Source organism: Nocardioides sp. zg-1228, from assembly GCF_017086465.1.
Classification (GTDB): Bacteria; Actinomycetota; Actinomycetes; order Propionibacteriales; family Nocardioidaceae; genus Nocardioides.
Map to the genome: position 1 here is coordinate 1,271,016 of NZ_CP070961.1, position 18,853 is coordinate 1,289,868.

19 protein-coding genes and 1 pseudogene are annotated in these 18,853 nt (G+C 73.0%); 13 read left to right on the forward strand and 7 right to left on the reverse strand.

The annotated features are described in order from the left end of the window. Positions 1-171: 171 nt before the first annotated feature. Positions 172-1,626: pseudogene (gene paaZ, locus JX575_RS06095) on the reverse strand (phenylacetic acid degradation bifunctional protein PaaZ); the annotation flags it as partial. On the opposite strand from paaZ, the gene paaA reads away from it, so the two are divergent. The 6 genes from paaA (at position 1,573) to paaI (ending at position 5,870) form a co-directional block, all read left to right on the forward strand. After that, entirely contained in the window at positions 1,573-2,532 is a 960-nt protein-coding gene (gene paaA / locus JX575_RS06100) for a 1,2-phenylacetyl-CoA epoxidase subunit PaaA (protein ID WP_186341565.1), read from the forward strand. The pseudogene paaZ and the gene paaA overlap by 54 nt on opposite strands. A gap of 83 nt (positions 2,533-2,615) precedes the next feature. Further along, positions 2,616-2,909: a 1,2-phenylacetyl-CoA epoxidase subunit PaaB gene (gene paaB, locus JX575_RS06105; protein ID WP_241005430.1), complete on the forward strand. Its 294-nt coding sequence runs from the start codon at positions 2,616-2,618 to the stop codon at positions 2,907-2,909. Positions 2,910-2,949: 40 nt separating this feature from the next. After that, positions 2,950-3,906, forward strand: coding sequence for a 1,2-phenylacetyl-CoA epoxidase subunit PaaC (gene paaC, locus JX575_RS06110; RefSeq protein WP_186341567.1), 957 nt, complete (start codon positions 2,950-2,952; stop codon positions 3,904-3,906). After that, on the forward strand, positions 3,903-4,415 hold the full coding sequence (paaD, locus tag JX575_RS06115; protein ID WP_241005357.1) for a 1,2-phenylacetyl-CoA epoxidase subunit PaaD: 513 nt from the start codon (positions 3,903-3,905) through the stop codon (positions 4,413-4,415). Before paaC ends, paaD begins: the two co-directional genes overlap by 4 nt. A 2-nt stretch (positions 4,416-4,417) precedes the next feature. After that, positions 4,418-5,473 (forward strand): 1,2-phenylacetyl-CoA epoxidase subunit PaaE, encoded by a 1,056-nt coding sequence (paaE, locus tag JX575_RS06120; protein ID WP_241005358.1) that lies wholly within the window; start codon positions 4,418-4,420, stop codon positions 5,471-5,473. Continuing rightward, positions 5,466-5,870 (forward strand): hydroxyphenylacetyl-CoA thioesterase PaaI, encoded by a 405-nt coding sequence (gene paaI / locus JX575_RS06125; protein WP_186341568.1) that lies wholly within the window; start codon positions 5,466-5,468, stop codon positions 5,868-5,870. The genes paaE and paaI overlap by 8 nt, the downstream gene beginning before the upstream one ends. Here paaI and JX575_RS06130 read toward each other — a convergent pair. Beyond that, complete coding sequence (locus JX575_RS06130) at positions 5,824-6,450, reverse strand: TetR/AcrR family transcriptional regulator (protein WP_186341569.1); 627 nt, start codon at positions 6,448-6,450, stop codon at positions 5,824-5,826. The two genes, paaI and JX575_RS06130, sit on opposite strands and share 47 nt — an antisense overlap. A 59-nt stretch (positions 6,451-6,509) precedes the next feature. Here JX575_RS06130 and paaK point away from each other — a divergent pair, with 59 nt between their 5' ends. From paaK to JX575_RS06150, 4 genes are all read left to right on the forward strand, one after another. Beyond that, positions 6,510-7,817, forward strand: a complete 1,308-nt coding sequence (paaK, locus tag JX575_RS06135; RefSeq protein WP_186341570.1) for a phenylacetate--CoA ligase PaaK — start codon at positions 6,510-6,512, stop codon at positions 7,815-7,817. Positions 7,818-8,013: 196 nt separating this feature from the next. Further along, positions 8,014-10,128: a DEAD/DEAH box helicase gene (locus tag JX575_RS06140; protein WP_186341571.1), complete on the forward strand. Its 2,115-nt coding sequence runs from the start codon at positions 8,014-8,016 to the stop codon at positions 10,126-10,128. Positions 10,129-10,181: 53 nt separating this feature from the next. Continuing rightward, positions 10,182-10,652 carry a DUF5709 domain-containing protein gene (locus tag JX575_RS06145; RefSeq protein WP_186341572.1) on the forward strand — a complete coding sequence of 157 codons (471 nt, stop codon included), beginning with the start codon at positions 10,182-10,184 and terminating at the stop codon, positions 10,650-10,652. Between the two features lie 291 nt (positions 10,653-10,943). Beyond that, positions 10,944-12,242, forward strand: coding sequence for a S8 family serine peptidase (locus tag JX575_RS06150; protein WP_186341573.1), 1,299 nt, complete (start codon positions 10,944-10,946; stop codon positions 12,240-12,242). Positions 12,243-12,281: 39 nt separating this feature from the next. On the opposite strand, the gene JX575_RS06155 is transcribed toward JX575_RS06150, so the two are convergent. From JX575_RS06155 to JX575_RS06165, 3 genes are all read right to left on the reverse strand, one after another. Further along, positions 12,282-13,118, reverse strand: a complete 837-nt coding sequence (locus tag JX575_RS06155; RefSeq protein WP_186341574.1) for a protein kinase — start codon at positions 13,116-13,118, stop codon at positions 12,282-12,284. Further along, the gene (locus tag JX575_RS06160; protein ID WP_186341575.1) at positions 13,115-13,834 is read right to left on the reverse strand and encodes an ABC transporter permease; all 720 of its coding nucleotides are present in this window, start codon (positions 13,832-13,834) and stop codon (positions 13,115-13,117) included. Before JX575_RS06160 ends, JX575_RS06155 begins: the two co-directional genes overlap by 4 nt. Positions 13,835-13,908: 74 nt before the next feature. Then, entirely contained in the window at positions 13,909-14,787 is an 879-nt protein-coding gene (locus JX575_RS06165; RefSeq protein WP_186341576.1) for an ABC transporter ATP-binding protein, read from the reverse strand. Positions 14,788-14,931: 144 nt separating this feature from the next. Here JX575_RS06165 and JX575_RS06170 point away from each other — a divergent pair, with 144 nt between their 5' ends. Then, entirely contained in the window at positions 14,932-15,075 is a 144-nt protein-coding gene (locus tag JX575_RS06170) for a LuxR C-terminal-related transcriptional regulator (RefSeq protein ID WP_186341577.1), read from the forward strand. Between the two features lie 47 nt (positions 15,076-15,122). Here JX575_RS06170 and JX575_RS06175 read toward each other — a convergent pair whose 3' ends face one another. Next, positions 15,123-15,830, reverse strand: a complete 708-nt coding sequence (locus tag JX575_RS06175) for a VOC family protein (protein WP_186341578.1) — start codon at positions 15,828-15,830, stop codon at positions 15,123-15,125. A gap of 185 nt (positions 15,831-16,015) precedes the next feature. Between JX575_RS06175 and JX575_RS06180 the strand changes: the two genes are divergently transcribed. Beyond that, a complete protein-coding gene (locus JX575_RS06180; protein WP_186341579.1) occupies positions 16,016-17,290 on the forward strand; it encodes an HNH endonuclease signature motif containing protein in 1,275 nt (424 codons plus the stop codon). Between the two features lie 198 nt (positions 17,291-17,488). Continuing rightward, entirely contained in the window at positions 17,489-18,100 is a 612-nt protein-coding gene (locus tag JX575_RS06185) for a cold shock and DUF1294 domain-containing protein (protein ID WP_186341580.1), read from the forward strand. Positions 18,101-18,256: 156 nt separating this feature from the next. On the opposite strand, the gene JX575_RS06190 is transcribed toward JX575_RS06185, so the two are convergent. Continuing rightward, positions 18,257-18,670, reverse strand: coding sequence for a type II toxin-antitoxin system PemK/MazF family toxin (locus JX575_RS06190; protein ID WP_186341581.1), 414 nt, complete (start codon positions 18,668-18,670; stop codon positions 18,257-18,259). Positions 18,671-18,853: the final 183 nt, after the last annotated feature.

The window sequence follows — 18,853 nt, forward strand, 5'->3', positions numbered from 1 at the left end:
AGCTCCTCGCCGCCGCCGGCGCGGCCCGGGCCGCCGTGCACGAGCGTCGGCAGGGGCGAGCCGTGCCCGGTGCTCTCCGGGGCGTCGTCGCGGTCGAGGACCAGGATCCGCCCCGTGCCACGGCGCGAGGCCGAGCACGAGCGTGCGGGCCACGCCCGGGTCGTGCGTCACGACCGAGCCGACCAGCGACCCCTTGCCGCGTGCCGCGAGGGTGACCGCCTCGTCGAGCGAGTCGTAGGTCAGCACCGTCGAGACCGGCCCGAACGGCTCGACGTCGTGGGGCTCGAGCGCCCCGGAACGGGCCCGCAGCAGCACGGGCTGCATGAACGCGCCGCGCTCGGCGTCGCCGAGGAAGCCCGAGGTGGCCGTGGGGTCGCCGTGGACCACGTCCGCGGAGGAGCGCAGCGCCTCGACCGCCTTGCGCACCTCCTCGCGCTGACCGAGGGAGGCGAGCGGGCCCATCCGCACCGACTCGTCGCCGGGGTCGCCGACGGTGATGGTGGCCAGCCGAGCCGCGATCGCCTCGGTCACCTCCCCGGCCACCGCGGACGGCACGATCGCGCGCCGGATCGCCGTGCACTTCTGGCCGGCCTTGGCGGTCATCTCGGTCACCACGCCCTTGACGAAGAGGTCCCACTCGGGCTCGTCCGGGGTGACGTCCGGGCCGAGGACCGAGCAGTTGAGCGAGTCGGCCTCGACCTGGAGCTCGACGCCACCGTGCAGGACCGAGGGGTGCTGCCGCAGGATGCCCGCGGTGTGCGCCGAGCCGGTGAAGGCGACCGAGTCCTGCACCCCGAGGTGGTCGAGCAGGTCGCCGGCCGAGCCGGCGAGCAGCTGCAGCGAGCCCTCGGGGAGGATGCCGGACTCGATGATGCGGCGCACCACCAGCTCGGTGAGGTAGGCCGTCTGGCTGGCGGGCTTGACGATCGTCGGCAGGCCGGCCACGAAGGCCGGCGCGAGCTTCTCGAGCATGCCCCAGACGGGGAAGTTGAAGGCGTTGATCTGCACCGCCACCCCGGGGCGCGAGGTGTAGACGTGCTGGCCGAGGAAGACCCCGGTGCGGCCGAGCTGCTCGAGGTCGCCGTCGCACACCACGACGTCGTTGGGCAGCTCGCGCCGGGCCTTGGACGAATAGCTGAAGACCGTGCCGAAGCCGCCGTCGATGTCGATCATCGAGTCGCGCCGGGTCGCCCCCGTGGCCAGGGAGACCTCGTAGAGCTCGTCCTTGAGCCCGTTCAGGTGCGTCGCGAGCTCCTTGAGCAGCAGCGCGCGCTCGTGGAAGGTCAGCTCGCGGATCGCCGGCCCGCCGACGGCGCGCGCGTGGTGCGTCATCGCCCCGAGGTCGAGGCCGGCGCTCGAGATCCGGGCGACCTCCTCGCCGGTCGCGGCGTCGAGCAGCGGATCGCCCTCGGTGGGGGCGGCGTACCACCGGCCGGCGGCATAGCTCTCGAGCAGTCGGGTCACGGTGGGCTCCTCGCCGATCGGTGTTTGCTTCCAGGGGGTGATGGATGCCACACTAATACAGACCGATCGGTCAGTAAATGTGGCCGCACTGCCCAGGCTGGAGGACGGATGACGCTGACCCAGACCGCGCCCGGGGCGTCCGAGGAGGAGCTCGAGCGCCATTTCGAGGCCACCGTCGCGCGCAACGAGCGCATCGAGCCGCGCGACTGGATGCCCGAGGGCTACCGCCGCACGCTCGTGCGCCAGATCGCCCAGCACGCGCACAGCGAGATCATCGGGATGCAGCCCGAGGGCAGCTGGATCACCCGCGCCCCGAGCCTGCGCCGCAAGGCGATCCTGCTCGCCAAGGTGCAGGACGAGGCCGGTCACGGGCTCTACCTCTACTCCGCCGCGGAGACGCTCGGCGTCTCCCGGCTCGAGCTCACCGAGCTCCTCGTCGCCGGCAAGCAGAAGTACTCCTCCATCTTCAACTACCCGACGTTGACCTACGCCGACGTCGGCACGATCGGCTGGCTGGTCGACGGCGCCGCGATCTGCAACCAGGTGCCGCTGTGCCGCACGTCCTACGGACCCTACGGCCGCGCGATGATCCGCGTGTGCAAGGAGGAGTCCTTCCACCAGCGCCAGGGCTACGAGCTGCTCGCCACGATGATGCGCGGCACCGACGAGCAGCGCGCGATGGTGCAGGAGTCGGTCGACCGCTTCTGGTGGCCGGCGCTGATGATGTTCGGCCCGCCCGACGACGCCTCGCCCAACACCGCCCAGTCGATGGCGTGGGGGATCAAGCGCCACACCAACGACGAGCTGCGCCAGAAGTTCGTCGACATGTCCGTGCCGCAGGCCGAAGCGCTCGGCGTCACGCTGCCCGACCCCGAGCTGCGGTGGAACGCCGAGCGCGGTCACCACGACTTCGGCCAGCCCGACTGGGACGAGTTCATGGAGGGCGTCAAGGGCAACGGCCCGTGCAACGCCCAGCGGATGGCCCACCGGCGCCGCGCCCACGAGGACGGCGCCTGGGTGCGCGAGGCCGCGACGGCGTACGCCCGCACGCAGGGAGGCGCCCGATGAGCGACCAGCCGACCGGGGCCGACCTCTCCGCCGAGGGCGGCCACGGCGCCGTCCCGCTCCAGGGCGTCCCGACGGGGCAGGGGGTGCCCGCCCCCGAGCCGGAGTGGCCGCTCTACGAGGTCTTCGTGCGTGGCAAGCGCGGGCTCAACCACGTCCACGTCGGCTCGCTGCACGCCGCCGACGACCGGATGGCCCTGCTCCACGCCCGCGACGTCTACACCCGGCGCAGCGAGGGCGTGAGCATCTGGGTCGTGCGCGCCGCCGCGATCACCGCCTCGAGCCCGGACGAGAAGGACCCGATGTTCGCTCCGAGCGGCGACAAGGTCTACCGCCACCCGACGTTCTACGACATCCCCGCCGACGTCCCGCACATGTGACGTCGTCCCACCCCCTGCCGACAGTCGACGGATCGAGGCCATGGACTCCCACATCGCGACACCCGACGAGGACGAGCACGACAGCGCCTACTCCGGGCTGCTCGTCAACGACGCCCACTGGGCGTTCGGCGCCGCCCCCGTTCCTGACGGACACGGCGAGGACCCGCTCGCCGGCGTCGACACGAGCGTCCCCGAGGGCGTCGACGCCGCGGAGCTGGCGGCGTACGCGCTGATGCTCGGCGACGACGCGCTGGTGATGTCGCACCGGGTCTCGGAGTGGACGAGCAACGCGCCCGACCTCGAGGACGACATCGCGCTGTCCAACCTGGCGCTCGACCTGCTCGGCCAGGCGCGGCTCCTGCTCGCCCGCGCCGCGAAGGCCGACGCGTCACTCGTGCCGACGCTCCCCGAGGGCTCGCCTGCCCCGCCCGACGACGCGCTGGCGTTCTTCCGCGACGCCCACCAGTTCCGCAACGTGCGGCTCGTCGAGCTGGTCAACGGCGACTTCGCCGAGGCCACGGTGCGGGTGCTGCTGTTCTCGGTCTGGCGGCTGGCGACCTTCGAGCGGCTGCGGGAGAGCCGCGACCACGTGCTCGCGGCCGTCGCGGCCAAGGGCGTCAAGGAGCTGGCCTACCACCGCGACTACGCCGCCCGGTGGTTCGTCACCCTCGCCGGGGGCACCGACGAGTCGCGTCGCCGGCTCGTCGCCGCGCTCGACGCCCTGTGGCCGCTGTGGCCCGAGCTGTTCGACACCCACCCGGTCGAGGCGGCCGCGGCCGCGGGCGGGGTGGGCGTCGACCCCGCGACGGTGCGCGACGATGCCGAGGCCGTCCTCGGGCAGGTGCTGGCCGCCGCCGACGTGCCGCGCCCCGAGGTCGCCCGGCGCGCCGGGGTGCTCGGCCGCACCGGCCGCGACGGCATGCACGGCGAGCCGCTGAGCCGGATGCTCGCCGAGATGCAGTCGGTCGCGCGGGCCCACCCGAGGGGGCTGTGGTGAGGCTGACGAGCCGCACGACCGAGCGCGCCCGCCGCGTGGCGGAGCGGGTCACCGATCCCGAGCTCCCGGTGCTGACGCTGGCCGACCTCGGCGTGCTGCGTGACGTCGAGGTGGTCGGCGACTCCCACGTCGTCGTCGAGATCACCCCGACCTACTCCGGCTGTCCGGCGATGGCGACGATGCGCGACGACCTGGTGCGCGAGCTGCAGGCGGCGGGCTTCGCCCGCGTCGAGGTGCGCGTCAGCCTCACCCCGGCCTGGACGACCGACTGGATCACGCCCGCCGGCCGCGCCGCCCTCGCCGCGGCCGGCATCTCGCCTCCCGGACCTGCGCCGTCGGCGACCGGGCCGATCCCGCTCACCCTGCTGCCGACGGCCCGCCAGGTCCGCTGCCCGCAGTGCGGCTCGGCCGCGACCGAGCTGGTCTCGGAGTTCGGCTCCACCGCCTGCAAGGCGCACTACCGCTGCACCGCCTGCCGCGAGCCCTTCGACCACGTCAAGGAGATCTGAGCGTGGCCACCGCCTTCCACGAGCTGACCGTGAGCCGCGTCGAGCCGCTCACCGACGACTCGGCCGCCGTCACCTTCGAGGTCCCCGACGACCTGCGTGACGTGTTCGCCTTCGAGCCGGGGGAGTCGCTGACGCTGCGCCGGGTCGTCGACGGGGTCGAGCACCGCCGCAGCTACTCCATCTGCGCCCCGGCCGGCGCCGCGCCCCGGATCGGGGTGCGCGAGATCCCCGGGGGCATGTTCTCGTCCTGGCTCATCCGCGAGGTCGGGCCGGGGGAGCGGATCGAGGTCGCCGCGCCGTCGGGCAGCTTCCGTGCCGACCCGGCGATGGCCGGGCGCCACCTGTGCATCGCCGCCGGGTCGGGCGTCACCCCGATGCTCTCGATCGCTGCGTCCGTGCTGGCCAACCCGGCCAGCTCGGTCACCCTGCTCTACGGCAACCGCGAGACGACGTCGGTGATGTTCGCCGAGGAGCTCAGCGACCTCAAGAACCTGCACGGCCCGCGCTTCGACCTCGTGCACGTCCTCTCGCGCGAGCCCCGCGACGTCGAGCTCTTCAGCGGGCGCCTCGACGCCGCCCGACTGCGCCGGCTGCTGCCGCTGAAGGTGCCGCTGGGGGCGCTCGACCACGTGTGGCTCTGCGGCCCGCTCGGCCTCATCGAGGACTCCCGCGCCGTGCTCGCCGAGCTGGGTGTGCCCGAGGACAAGGTGCACTTCGAGCTGTTCTACGTCGACGAGCCGCCGCCGGAGCTGCACCACGCCGACCGCGTGGTCGAGGGCGTGACGAGCGACGTCACCGTCGTCCTCGACGGGCGTACGACGACCACGCCGATGCCGCGGGGCGCGACGGTGCTCGACTCCGCCCAGGCCGTGCGCAGCGACCTGCCGTTCGCGTGCAAGGGAGGGGTGTGCGGCACCTGCCGGGCCAAGGTCGTCGCGGGCGACGTGGAGATGGTGCGCAACTACGCCCTCGAGCCCGACGAGGTCGCCCGGCAGTTCGTGCTGACCTGCCAGACCTATCCGGTCGGCGACGCCGTGACCATCGACTTCGATGCCTGACCCGGCGCGCGAGATGTGGGCGGCCGACGCGGCCAGCGCCATGCTCGGGATGCGGCTCGCCGACGTCGGCGACGGCGCCGCGCGGGTCTCGATGGTCGTGCGTCCCGACATGGTCAACGGCCACGACCTGTGCCACGGCGGCCTGGTCGCGTCGCTCGCCGACTCGGCGTTCGCGCTCGCCTGCAACTCCCGCGGGCCCGTGACGGTGGCGGCGGGGTTCTCCGTCGACCTGCTGGCGCCCGCGCGCCTGGGCCAGACGCTCCACGCCGGGGCGCGCGAGGTGTGGCTGCGCGGTCGGTCCGGGCTCTACGACGTGACCGTGCGTGCCGACGACCCCGACGCCGGCGAGGTCATCGCGCAGTTCCGCGGCCGGAGCCGGGTGCTGTCCCGTGGGTGAGACCGTCGAAGGCCAGCGCCACCAGGGCGTCGCCGAGCGCGTCGGCGTCGATGCCGGGACGCACCCACTCGACCAGCGAGTTGACCATCCCGAACAGCAGCCGGCTGATCACGAGCGGGTCGAGGTCGTCGCGCAGCACGCCCTCGTCGACCGCGTCGCGCACCATGTCGGCCAGTCGCTCGTCGATCGCGCGCCGGCGCGCGAGGGCCGCCTTCTCGACGGGCGTGTTGCCGTGCACCCGGAGCAGCAGCGTGACCGCCGGCAGGTGGTGCACCAGCACCGTCACGCTGGCCCGCACGGCCACCCGCAGCCGCTGGCCGGCGTCGAGGCCCTCGGTGTCCGCCACCTCGTCGAGCGCGGCGGTGAGCGCGTCGAGCGCCTCGTCCACAGCGCTCTGCAGCAGGTGCTCCTTGCTCGGCACGTGGTGGTAGATCGCCGACTTGGTCAGCCCCAGCTCGCGGGCCACGTCGCCGACGCTGGTGGCGTCGTAGCCCTGCCGGTTGAAGAGCTCGACCGCCACCCGCACCACGGAGTGCTGGTCGTGGCCCGGGCGTCCGCGCCGCGTCGCTCCCTCCGTCATGAGCCCCAGCCTCCCACGACCCGACCCGCGACCCGACCCGCCACCCTGAGGACCCCACCGTGCACGACCTGACTCCGCAGCCCGGCGACCTCGAGCCGATCGAGACCGCACCCGTCGAGCAGCTGCGCGCCCTCCAGCTCGAGCGGCTCCGGTGGTCGGTGCGCCACGCCTACGACAACGTCCCGCACTACCGCAGCGCCCTCGACGAGGCCGGCGTCGTCCCCGACGACGTACGGTCGCTGGAGGACCTGGGCCGGCTGCCGTTCACCACCAAGGCGACGCTGCGCGACAACTACCCGTTCGGGATGTTCGCGGTGCCGCGCGAGGACGTCGTGCGCGTGCACGCCTCCAGCGGGACGACCGGCAAGCCGACCGTCGTCGGCTACACCCGCGACGACCTCGACATGTGGGCCGACGTCGTGGCCCGCTCGATCCGGGCCGCGGGCGGCCGGCGGGGGATGGTGCTGCACAACGCCTACGGCTACGGGCTCTTCACCGGCGGCCTCGGCGCGCACGCGGGCGCCGAGCGGCTGGGATGCACCGTCGTGCCCGTCTCGGGCGGCATGACGCAGCGCCAGGTGCAGCTGATCCTCGACTTCGAGCCCGACATCATCATGGTCACCCCGTCCTACATGCTCTCGGTCCTCGACGAGCTCGAGGCGCAGGGCGTCGACCCGCGCTCGACGTCGCTGAAGGTCGGCATCTTCGGCGCCGAGCCGTGGACCAACGACATGCGCCGGGAGATGGAGGAGCGCACCGACATGCACGCGGTCGACATCTACGGCCTGTCCGAGGTGATCGGTCCCGGGGTGGCGAGCGAGTGCGTGGAGTCCAAGGACGGCCTGCACGTCTGGGAGGACCACTTCTACCCCGAGGTGATCGACCCCGTCAGCGGCGAGGTGCTGCCCGACGGCGAGGAGGGCGAGCTGGTCCTCACCACGCTCACCAAGCAGGCGATGCCGGTCCTGCGCTACCGCACCCGCGACCTGACCCGGCTGCTGCCCGGCACCGCCCGCAGCATGCGGCGGATGGAGAAGATCACCGGACGCACCGACGACATGATCATCCTGCGCGGGGTCAACCTGTTCCCCACGCAGATCGAGGAGATCGTGCTCGGCATCGCGACCCTCTCGCCGCACTTCCAGTGCCACCTCGAGCGCCGGGGCAACCTCGACAGCCTCACCGTGCGGGTCGAGCGACGCGACGCCACGACGGACACCGAGGCCGCCCACGCGCAGTCCGAGCTGCAGCAGCGGATCAAGGCCTCCATCGGCGTCAGTGTCGGCGTCGAGGTCGTCGACGTGGCCTCCATCGAGCGCTCGGTGGGCAAGATGCGCCGCATCGTCGACCACCGCGCGGCGCGCTGAGGCAATGCGTTTACCGGCAACCGCCGCGCGGGCGGTACAGTGGTCCGAGCGTCCAGACGCCGTGCCGCAGTGATCGCCCCTGATCCGTCGCCACCGCGCACCTGACGCCCGCTCCACACCTCCACGCCGTGGCGTGCCAGGCAGAGCCGTACGGGTCGCCTGCTCCACGACGCGTACCCAGTCCGGGAGGACCACCTTGGCCCAGCGCCAGCGCCAACGCGGCAGTCGCCGCACCCCTGCGCACGCCCGCCACAAGGACAACGAGGGCATCGTCCCGGTCCTGGCGCGCGCCGTGCGCGAGCTCGAGTCGGCGGTGCAGCGCGGCCCGCTCGCCCCCGGCCAGCGGGTGCGCTTCCAGGTCGTCGCGCTGCTGGTGCGCGAGCACCGCACCGACGTGCGGGCCTCCACCGAGCTGAGCGAGGCCCAGAAGGCCGACGAGCTCAAGCGCCTCGACGGCATCGCCACGATCCTGGCCAAGACCGCCACCCGCGACCCCTCGCTCTTCGGCCTGCTCTCGGAGGAGGCCGTGGTCACCGACAGCGCCCGCGACCTGCGCCTGGAGATGCTGCGCCGGGCCGGCGTCGAGGTGGCCCCCGAGGAGCCCAAGCCCGACGACGAGGCCGGCCCCGGTCTCGGCGAGCGCCGCGTGGTGCCCCGCTCGGTGGTCCAGCACCAGCTGGCCAACCCGTTCCTCGTGCCCGACTTCGGCATCGGCCGCGAGCGCCGCAGCATCCACGGCCGGCTGTCGTCGTGGGAGCTCCTCGGCCCGCTCTTCCGCTCCTTCGAGCTCGGTGGCGCCTCCTCGTGCATGGACCTGCCCGAGGCCACCTCGCTCAGCGCCCCCGGCAAGCTCGAGCTGATGCCGCACCAGGCGCGACTCATCGCCGCCGCGGCCGAGGGCCACCGCACCTTCCTCCTCGCCGACGAGCCCGGCCTCGGCAAGACCGCGCAGGCGCTGCTCGCCGCGCAGGCCGCCGACGCGTTCCCGCTGCTCGTGGTGTGCCCCAACGTCGTCAAGACCAACTGGGCCCGCGAGACCGAGCGCTGGACGCCCCGCCGCCGGGCCACCGTGATCCACGGCGACGGCGACGAGGTCGACGCGTTCGCCGACGTCATCATCGTCAACTACGAGATCCTCGACCGGCACGTCGGCTGGCTCGGCTCCTTCGGCTTCCGCGGGATGGTCGTCGACGAGGCCCACTTCATCAAGAACAAGACCTCGCAGCGCTCGCGCCACGTGCTCGAGCTCTCCGAGCAGCTCCGCGCGCGCACCGCCCGCCCGCTGCTCATGGCGCTGACCGGCACCCCGCTGATCAACGACATCGAGGACTTCCGCGCGATCTGGCAGTTCCTGGGCTGGATCGACGACACCAAGCCGCTGGCCCGGCTGATGGAGGCGCTCGAGGAGACCGACCTGACCCCGGCCGACCCGCCGTTCTACCCCGCGGCGCGCAAGGCCGTGATCGACATGGGCATCGTGCGTCGCCGCAAGGTCGACGTGGCCGAGGACATCCCGGCCCGCCGCATCGCCGACATCCCCGTCGAGCTCGACGACGAGGACACCCGCTCCATCCGGGCGGCCGAGGACGACCTCGCCCGTCGCCTCGTGCAGCGCTACAGGGCCGCGCTCGAGACACGTCGTACGGGCTCGGTCGTCGACGGCATCGACCACGAGCTCGTCCGCCGCGTCGCGACGTGGGAGCGCGAGGAGATGGACTCCGGCACCGGCGGCGAGAACGTCTTCTCGATGTTCCGCAGGATCGGGCGCGCCAAGGCCGGCCTGGCCGCCGACTACGCCGCGCAGCTGGCCCGCAACGTCGGCAAGGTCGTCTTCTTCGCCCGCCACGTCGACGTGATGGACATCGCCGAGGACACGTTCACCCGCCGCGGCCTCAAGCACACCTCGATCCGCGGTGACCAGACGCCCCGGGCCCGCGAGAAGGCGATCGACGCCTTCGTCAACGACCCCGACGTCCAGGTCATCGTCTGCTCGCTGGCCGCGGCCGGCGTCGGCGTCAACCTGCAGGTCGCCTCCAACGTCGTGCTCTCCGAGCTGTCGTGGACCGACGCCGAGCAGACCCAGGCGATCGACCGCGTGCACCGCATCGGCCAGAGCGACCCGGTCACCGCGTGGCGCATCATCGCCGCGCAGACCATCGACACCCGCATCGCCGAGCTGATCGACTCCAAGGCCGGCCTCGCCGCCCGGGCGCTCGACGGCTCCGACGAGGAGGTGTCGTCCTCGGCCAACATCCAGACCGAGGCGCTGGTGACGCTGCTGACCGAGGCGCTCGAGCGCGAGCTCGGCTGAGCGGTCCCGTCCGGCCCTTGCCCGCCCCGCGCGGGTCGGGTAGGCCTGTAGGCATGACGGAGGACCGCGAGACCTACCTCGACATGTCCATCGACGACGAGGACCAGCTCCAGCCCGAGGACACGCTCGACGACACCGACCTCGACGACGTGCTCGACCGCGGCTACTCCCCGCCCGACCGCGCGCCGAAGGGCTACGACGACTACCCGACCGAGGCCGAGCGCCGCCAGGGCGAGTCCCTCGACGAGCGGCTGGCCGAGGAGGAGCCGGACCCCGACCCCTACGCCCAGGACGACGCCGACGACGACAGCGAGGACGAGAACGCGCTCGACGAGCAGCTCGGCCTCGACGAGCCCGACGAGCGCACCGGCCGCCTCGTCGCTCCCGACCAGGGTCTGGGCGAGGACCGCGACAAGCAGGAGATCGCCCACGACGTCGGCATCGACGGCGCCGGCGCGTCGGCCGAGGAGGCCGCGATGCACGTCACCCGCGAGCCCGAGCCCGCGGAGCCCGACGACTACTGACCGCGCCCGCGTGATCGTGGTGGATCAAGGCCACCAGGTGGCTCGGATCCTCCCCGATCGGCGTCGGCGACCCGGGCCGTCCGGCCTTGACCGTGGCGCGGGGCAGGGGTCACCGTGGACGTAGGCGCCCCGAGCAGGGGGAGCCGCAGGAACGGGAGAGCGGATGGGCGTGACCGACGGGGTCCGGGCCATGGCCCGGGACCGGCAGGTCCGCGGCACCGCCACGGTGACGTCCACGCCCCACGAGTGAGGGCGGTCCCGCCACGTGGCCGGGGACCGAGGGAGGCAGGCATGGCACGACGCTTCGACGTGCACCTCCTGCCCGCCCCTCCGGACCTGCGCGACGGCGACCCGTACGACACCGCCGACGGCGGGATCGTGTTCCGCGGGCTGCCCCTCCTGGCCTGGCCCGCCGGAGTGCCTCCCGACCCGAGGTTCGAGGTGCTGCGCACGTGGCCGCGCTACCCGCGCACCCGGCTGCGCCTCCTCCACGCGCTGGATGCCGCCAAGGCCCACGACGCGCACGTCTACCGCCTCAGCCTGGGGGTGACCCGCTCGCGGGATCCCGAGTCCGACCCGCTGGCGCACGCCACCCGGTTCCTGCGCGAGAGGAACCGGCTCGTGGTGGCGGCCGCGGGCGACTGGGGGCCGCGCCCGGGCACCCTCGACGACCTCGCCCGCGCCCCGGGCGTCATCGCGGTGGCCGGGTGCACGCCGGACGGGCTGCTGCTCGACTGCTCGAGCCGCGGCACCGTCGACGGGGCACGACCGACCCTGACCGCGGACGGGACCGACCCCACCGGCCCCGCGAGGCCGGGCACCGACCTGGCCGCCGCGCGCGTCGCGGTCCTCTGCGTCTGGATCCGCTCGATGCTCCAGTGCCTGGCCGCTGAGGCGAGCGCCGCCCGGGCAGGGGAGCGGCTCACCGAGATGCCGGCGCCCTCCCGGCTCGCCCACGTCGACAGCGACTTCTCCCGCGACGACGTCGACGCGCTCGTCGCGCTTCGCCAGGGCCGCGGGATCTCGCCTGCCGGCTCGGTGATCTACGCGGGAGCGACGATGCGCCGGATCTGGTGGCTGGGCCGGGTCATGGACCATGCCGCTGCGCAGCAGGTGCCCGTGGCGTTCGACGCCGGGGCCGACTGGGTGGCGCGCGTCCTCCTCGCCACCGCCCGCCCCGGCCCCGCGCCCGACCCCGTCGGCGGCGGCGCGGGTGTCGTGTCCCGCGAGTCGGTGCGGGCGCTCCTCGCCGACATGACCCCTTCGCGGTTCCTGCGGCTCTTCGCCGACGACGGCCGGTGGGACGAGCGACGAGCCGCCGTCGCCGCCGCGCTCGACCACGAGCTGGGCGAGTTGTGGTCGTTGGCGGACCTGGAGACGTGCGAGCAGCTCTACGCCGCCGAGCACGAGGACCTCTTCGTCGAGGTCGGCCCGCCGGGGGCGACGGGCCACGGTCACTCGAGGCTGCGCGTCGGTGGCCCACCCACGACGTACGCGCAGCGGGCCGTGCACGCGCACCTCGACGAGCGCGGTGACCCGATCCACGACCCTGACGCCCGGCCGACCAGCGCCTCGCCGGGCGGCGGCTGACAGCCCCTCGGGCGAGGAACGACCGCCCTCGCGTCGCTGCTACGCCGCGGACAGGAGCGCGTCGCGGAACGTGGACGCGTCCTGGAACCGGTCGTCCGGCTCCTTGGCCAGGGCCCTCGCCAGCACCGCGTCGAGCGGGGCGAGGGCGGTGCTGACGGCGGCGGGCGCCTCGTGGACGTGCTGGTAGGCCACGGAGACGGCGTCGTCCCCGACGAACGGCGGCCGCCCCGTCAGCAGCTCGTGGAGCACGCAGCCGGCGGCGTAGAGGTCGCTGCGGGCATCCACCGGGTGACCCCGCACCTGCTCGGGGGAGGTGTACGACGGGGTCCCGAGGAACGTCCGCCCGTGGGTCTGGGTCGCGGCGGGGTCGGTCCCGGCGCTCGAGATGCCGAAGTCCAGCAGCTTGACGGCGCCCTCGGGCGTGATCATCACGTTGGCCGGCTTGACGTCGCGATGGACGACGCCCGCCCGGTGGCTGGCGTCGAGCGCGGCGAGGATCCCGGTCTGGTAGTGGATCGCCTCGTCGCGCCCGAGGTCGCGGGTCGCCAGGAGCTCGCGCAGGGTGCGCCCCGCCACGTACTCCAGGACGAGGAACGGGACCCCGCCGGCAGTCTCGCCCCCGAGCCCCTCGTCGGCGCTGTCGCCAGCGGCGTAGACCGACACGATGGCGGGGTGGTCCAGGCGAGCCACGGTCCGTGCCTCGCGCCGGAACCGGGACCGGGCCGCAGGGTCGCGGGCGAGGTCCTGGCGCAGCACCTTGATGGCGACGGGGCGCCCCGAGCGGAGGTCGTGGCCGCGGTGGACCTCGGCCGTGGCGCCCCGCCCGATGACGTCACCCACCGCGTAGCGGCCGTCGACGACCGACTCCGCGATCATCGGCGCGGCTCCCACCGGAACAATCGCTCGGCGAGCGCCACGGAGGCGGCGACCCAGGCGAGCGTGGGCGCCAGCAGGGGGAGCGAGTCGCGGAGGGGCACCCCACCGTTCCAGGCGTCGACGACCAGCTCGGTCGCCGCGCCACCGGGAAGGAGGCGCTTGAGGTAGGCCAGCTCCTCCGTGCCGGTGATCCCCACCCAGCTCGCGATCGCGATCACCGCGAGGCTGACCGGCAGGGTGGTGACCTGGGCGTGCTCGGGCGAGTTCGTGAGCCCGGCGGTGGCCAGCGCGAGGGCGAGCATCATCGCCGTCGTCGCGAGCACCGCGACGACCAGCAGCGGCACGTGCGCGGGGCTGCGGACCACCGCCCCCAGCACGACCAGGATGGCGACGACCTGGATGAGCGAGATGACCGTGATGGGCAGGACCAGCCCGGCGAGGATGCTCCGGTCGCTCGCCGCGGTCGAGCGCAGTCGCTTGAGGAAGAGGTTCTGCCGGCGCGCGGCCAGGGTGGTCACGGCGGTGGTGTAGAGGCCGAACGCGAGCACGGTGAACATCACGATCCCGGCGACGTAGCCGAGGCTGCCGAGCTCGGAGAAGGTCTCGTGCTGGCGGACGAAGTAGCCGCCGACGGCGACCGGGATGACGAGTCCGGTGACCAGGACGAGCCGGTTGCGAAAGATCTGGATGAGCTCGCTGCGAGCGATCTCGAGCATGGGTGGTTCCCTTCGGGTGTGGGGGCGTACGCCGGTCGGCGGGCGCGGGTGCGGTGGGTGGCGGCGCAGAGGCCTCAGGCCGCATCGAGCGTGCGGAAGACGTCGTCGAGCCGCGTCGGCCCGGCGGCCAGCTCCCGCAGCTCCACCCCGGAGTCGTCCGCCCAGCCCAGCAGCCGGTGGAGGTCCTCCTGCAGGCGGAAGGTCTCGACATGGAAGGCGCCGTTGAGCGCGCCGACGAGGGGCGGCTCGGGCGCGCCGGGGGGGAGCGTGAAGGTGATGACGGAGGGCAGGGACTCGGTGAGCTCGGTGACGGTGCCCTCGCGTCGCAGGGTGCCCTCGTGCATGAGCCCGATGCGGTCCGCGCGCTCCTGCGCCTCCTCCAGGTAGTGGGTGGTGAGCACGATCGTGGCGCCGTCCTCGCGCAGCCGCTCGACGGCGTCCCAGAGCGCGTCGCGGGACTGGATGTCCAGACCCGTCGTGGGCTCGTCCAAGATGACCAGGTCGGGCCCGCCGTAGATCGTCGTGGCGAAGTCGAGGCGGCGCTTCTCGCCCCCCGACAGCTGCGCCACGCGGGTGTCGGCCCGGCGGGTGAGACCGGAGACGTCGAGCAACCGGTCGACGTCGTCCAGCCGCCCGCTCAACGAGCCGACCAGGCCCACCGACTCCCGCACCGTCAGGTCGGCGGAGAAGCCGCTCTCCTGCAGCATGATGCCCATCCGCGGCCGCACCGCGCGCCTGTCCATCGGGCTCTGCCCGAAGATCCGGACCGCGCCGGAGGCGGCCGGCCGGTGACCCTCCACGACCTCGAGGCTGGACGTCTTGCCGGCCCCGTTCGTGCCCAGGAGGGCGTAGAGCTCGCCTTGTCCGACCTGGAACGAGAGGTCCTTGACGGCGGTGAAGTCGCCGTACGTGACGTGGAGGTCGGCGACATCGATGACGGGACTGGTGGACATGGGGATCCTTCGGGTCGAGGTGGTGGTGTGTCATCAGGCTCGTGCTGATGACGGCACCACCGCGTCGGTGAAAGTCACCGATGTGCTCGCCGGATCGTCGGCCTCCAGGGACGGGAGGCGTTGCGGGTCCGGGTCGCGTCGGTGATGACCACCGGGGCGACCTCGCGGGAGGCGGCCTCGCAGCCGTTCCTCAGCCCGCGCACGATCGACGCCCACCTGCGCCACATCTTCCGCAGGCTGGACATCGGCTCTCGCCGCCGCCAGCTCAGGGAGGTGGGACTGTCCTGACCCGGCTCCTGGACGGGCTCAGGCGAGACGACGGGCGATCGACTGCGTCAGCCCCTGCCGGCCGCGGACACGTCGGCGCAGACGACGCCGGTGTTGCCGTCGGGGTCGGCGAGGACGGTGAGCCCGGGCGACTGGGTGTCGTCGACGACCGTCCCGCCCGCGGCGACGGCGGCGGCGATCCGCTCCTCGACCACCTCGAGCGGCACGTACACCTCGACGTGGAGCCGCTGGTGGGACGCGCCCTCGTCGGCGCTGTCGTCGAACCACAGGTTGGGCACGCGTCCGGTGGCGTCGCGGACCTCGTCGCCGGGCGAGCCCCTGCCCTGTGAGTCGGCATCTCCCGTGAGGAGCGCGGCCCACACAGGCGCGACCGTCGCCGAGCGCGAGGTGTCGAGGCCGAGCTCGACCTCGCTGACGGACGCCGGGTCGGCAGTCAGCCCGTGGTCGGCGGCGATGTCGGTGATCCGGCGGGCGAGGTCGATGTCCTGCTGGGTCACCCACTCGACGACGTGCTCGGTGCCCTCGTCGTCGCGGTAGATCGCGTCGCCCGTGACCAGCTCGAGGTCGACGTGCCCGGTGCCGATGCTCACCCTCGGGTGGTGGCCGATCGCGTCGCCCGCCTCACCGATCGCGGTCACGAACCGGACCGCGGCGCCGAAGCCGTCGGTCAGGTAGCGCGCGTGCAGTCCTTGGGCGAGCTTGCGCCAGTCGGTCAGGTCCGCCTCGGCGATCTGGGGCCCCCGCAGCATGTCCATGCGCGCGAACCTACCCCCGATCGGGAGCGCCACACCCGTACGACGACGCTCGACGGGCGCGCGAATGTCCCTCGGATGGGGGAATGATTGCCGGATCCTTGATCGAAACTTTGTTCGAATAGAGCCCGAATAGCGGTAGGATCGAGCGACGCTCGAACGACGCCGACGGGGGAGGAGGACCATCAGTGGCCCACCCGATCCTCGCTGCCGCGGGCATCATCGACGAGACGCTCAAGAGCGTCGCGGACGCCAACCCGACGTTCATGTCGACGTCCGACAAGGCCGCCGCGTTGGGCGAGCTGATCCGGCTCGAGACCCGGCTGGCGGAGCTGAGGTTGCGGGTGCTGGCTGGCGCCGGTGACGTGGCCGCGGGTGCGGCCGCCCGCGACGCCGCCGGCTGGCTCGCGTGGGCCACGCTGTCGCGTCCCGAGGACGCCCGCGCCGACCTGCGCCTCGCGTCGGCGGTCGACCGGCGCTGGCCGGTGGTCGGTGCCGCGCTGCGGGAGGGGTCGGCCAACCTCGCCCAGGCCCGCGTCATCGTGCGGGCGCTGGACAACCTGCCCGACACCGTCCCCGGCGACGTCCTCGCCGCTGCCGAGGGCGCCCTGGTCGGCCACGCCGCGACCCTGGACCCGCAGCGGCTCGCGAAGGTCGGCCGACACATCCTCGCCACCGTCGCCCCCGAGGTCGTCGACGACGCCGAGGCCCGGCGGCTGGCCGAGCTCGAGGCCGAGGCGCACCGCAAGACCCGCACCACCGTGCGCCGGCTCGGTGACGGCACCACCCGGATCACCTCGCTCGTCCCCGACGCCGTCGCGCACCGGTTCGTCACCTACCTCACGGCGTACACCAACCCCCGCCGCGACGACGGCACGACCGCCCCTGCCGCGGGAGACGCGGTCGGACGGCTCCCGCACCCGCGCAAGCTCGGCGAGGCGTTCTGCCGGCTCCTCGAGGCCGTCGACCCGCGCCGCCTCCCGGTCCACGGCGGCGACGCCACCACCCTCGTCGTCACGATCGGTCTCGACTCACTGCGTGCCGACCTCGCCACCGCCGGGCTCATCGCCCCGGCCGTGCCCGGCGACGCCGACGGGCCGGCGGGGTCCGGGGACATGATCACCGCCGTCGAGGCCCGCCGACTCGCGTGCAGCGCGAGGATCCTGCCCGCCGTCCTCGGCGGCCCCTCGGAGGTCCTCGACCTCGGCCGCACCCGCCGCCTGTTCAGCCCCGCCCAGCAGCGCGCCCTGCTCATCCGGGACCGCACCTGCCGCGGCGAGGGCTGCGACATCCCCGGCACCTGGGCAGAGGCCCACCACTGGAACCCCTGGCTCTCCGGCGGCCGCACCGACCTCGACGACGGCGTCCTGCTCTGCAGCCACCATCACCACCGCGCCCACGATCCGGCGTACAACGCTGCGCGCCTCCCCAACGGCGACGTCCGCTTCACCAGGAGGACGTGAGGGTCATCGCCGTTTGACCGACGATGTCTCCGCTCGCCTGGGCACGCTCGTGTCACGTCTTCTCGGAGTTCGACCCGTCGCGAGATCGAACGTCGCATAATGCCGATCACAGGTGCTCGGTGCTCCGAGGGCGGGAGCCACCTGTGCCGCGATCCAGGCTGACCAGCCTGGCGACACCCGAGCCAAGGAGCCGAAGACGTGACTTCTGACGCCGTCGTCGGGCGGCAGCAGGGGGTCCTGGCGGATTGGAACGACGACCGGGGCTTCGGCTTCATCACGCCCGCTGTTGGAGGCCCGCGTGTGTTCGTGCACGTAAGTGCGTTCCCTCGTGGTCGGCGGCCCGTCACCGGGTGCGAGGTCACCTACGCCGAGCTTCGAGACGAGCGCAACCGGGCGCGTGCATCGGAGGTGCGATACGTCGGCGCCGTCTGGGCCGGCCGTCCAGGCGTCACCGGGATGCCCTTGGCGCTCGCCTCAGCGACGCTGTTCTTCACCCTCCTGGTGGGCCTTCTCGTGCTGGACGAGCTGCCAGTCACGCTGTTGGCTGCTTACGGCCTGTGCAGCGGAGTGGCGTTCCTGATGTACGGCGCCGACAAGTCCGCAGCGGAACAGGGTAGGTGGCGCACGTCGGAGTCCACCCTCCACACGATCGCCCTCCTGGGTGGCTGGCCGGGTGCGCTGGTCGCGCGACGGGTCTTCCGACACAAGACGACCAAGCAACCGTTCCGCACGATCTTCTGGTTCACGGTCATCGCCAACTGCGTGGCACTTGCCTGGTTCGTGTACGACGCGCCTGTGACGCTGCCCTGACCAGGTGGGGTCCGCTGCACGAATCGGTGCCGGCCCCGACCTTGGCCGTTCGGCCGCCTGTCCGCGCCACCTGGAAAGCACCCGGACAGCCGCTGTCCGCCTCCTGCATGGTCTGGTTGTGCCATCCGGTTGCCGACAACGCTGCACCTGTGAACGTCAGGGGCCGGCCAACTGGATGGCGGCGTCGAGCTCACGGAGCTTCTCCGGCGAACAGGCGCCGATCCGCTCGACAAGAAGTTCCTCGCCGAGGCGCGTACCCCAGGTGCAGAAGACCGTCGCGTTCTGCGGGAGCGCGACTCGCACGACACCTTCCTCGGCCAGCCCCTCCGAGCTGCCGAACCAGACCTCGATCCCGATGGCTTGAACCTGACCGGCTTCGGCGACCATGCGGCGCCGGTTGTCGGCGTCGACCGCCTGGTCGCCGGACATGATCAGGAAGCCGCGTTTCTCGGCCGACGTGGCCGGTGCGACGATCTGCATGACGTGGACCTCAGAGCGCGCCTCGTCCGACAGCACAACCACCGGTCGCTTCCCGTCGATCTCTGCCCACCACAGCTCGCCACGACGCACCTGGCGAAACTACCAGTTCCGATGTGTGGCAAGGACGACTCAAGGCGCCCGCTCATGCCCATGGCGTGCGAGGCGTCGGCCATCCGGAGCTGCCGCTGGGCGTGCGTCGGGAGGGTGCGTCATCGCCGCGTGACGGAGAAGGGCGGCGGTTTCCCAGCCGTTGTTCGTCGACCTGCCGTCGAG

Coding starts and splice junctions, on each gene's coding strand:
- paaA (WP_186341565.1), top strand. CDS start 1,573: ATGACGCTGACCCAGACCGCGCCCGGGGCGTCCGAGGAGGAGCTCGAG.
- paaC (WP_186341567.1), top strand. CDS start 2,950: ATGGACTCCCACATCGCGACACCCGACGAGGACGAGCACGACAGCGCC.
- paaI (WP_186341568.1), top strand. CDS start 5,466: ATGCCTGACCCGGCGCGCGAGATGTGGGCGGCCGACGCGGCCAGCGCC.
- JX575_RS06130 (WP_186341569.1), bottom strand. CDS start 6,450: ATGACGGAGGGAGCGACGCGGCGCGGACGCCCGGGCCACGACCAGCAC.
- JX575_RS06145 (WP_186341572.1), top strand. CDS start 10,182: ATGACGGAGGACCGCGAGACCTACCTCGACATGTCCATCGACGACGAG.
- JX575_RS06150 (WP_186341573.1), top strand. CDS start 10,944: ATGGCACGACGCTTCGACGTGCACCTCCTGCCCGCCCCTCCGGACCTG.
- JX575_RS06155 (WP_186341574.1), bottom strand. CDS start 13,118: ATGATCGCGGAGTCGGTCGTCGACGGCCGCTACGCGGTGGGTGACGTC.
- JX575_RS06160 (WP_186341575.1), bottom strand. CDS start 13,834: ATGCTCGAGATCGCTCGCAGCGAGCTCATCCAGATCTTTCGCAACCGG.
- JX575_RS06165 (WP_186341576.1), bottom strand. CDS start 14,787: ATGTCCACCAGTCCCGTCATCGATGTCGCCGACCTCCACGTCACGTAC.
- JX575_RS06170 (WP_186341577.1), top strand. CDS start 14,932: ATGACCACCGGGGCGACCTCGCGGGAGGCGGCCTCGCAGCCGTTCCTC.
- JX575_RS06175 (WP_186341578.1), bottom strand. CDS start 15,830: ATGGACATGCTGCGGGGGCCCCAGATCGCCGAGGCGGACCTGACCGAC.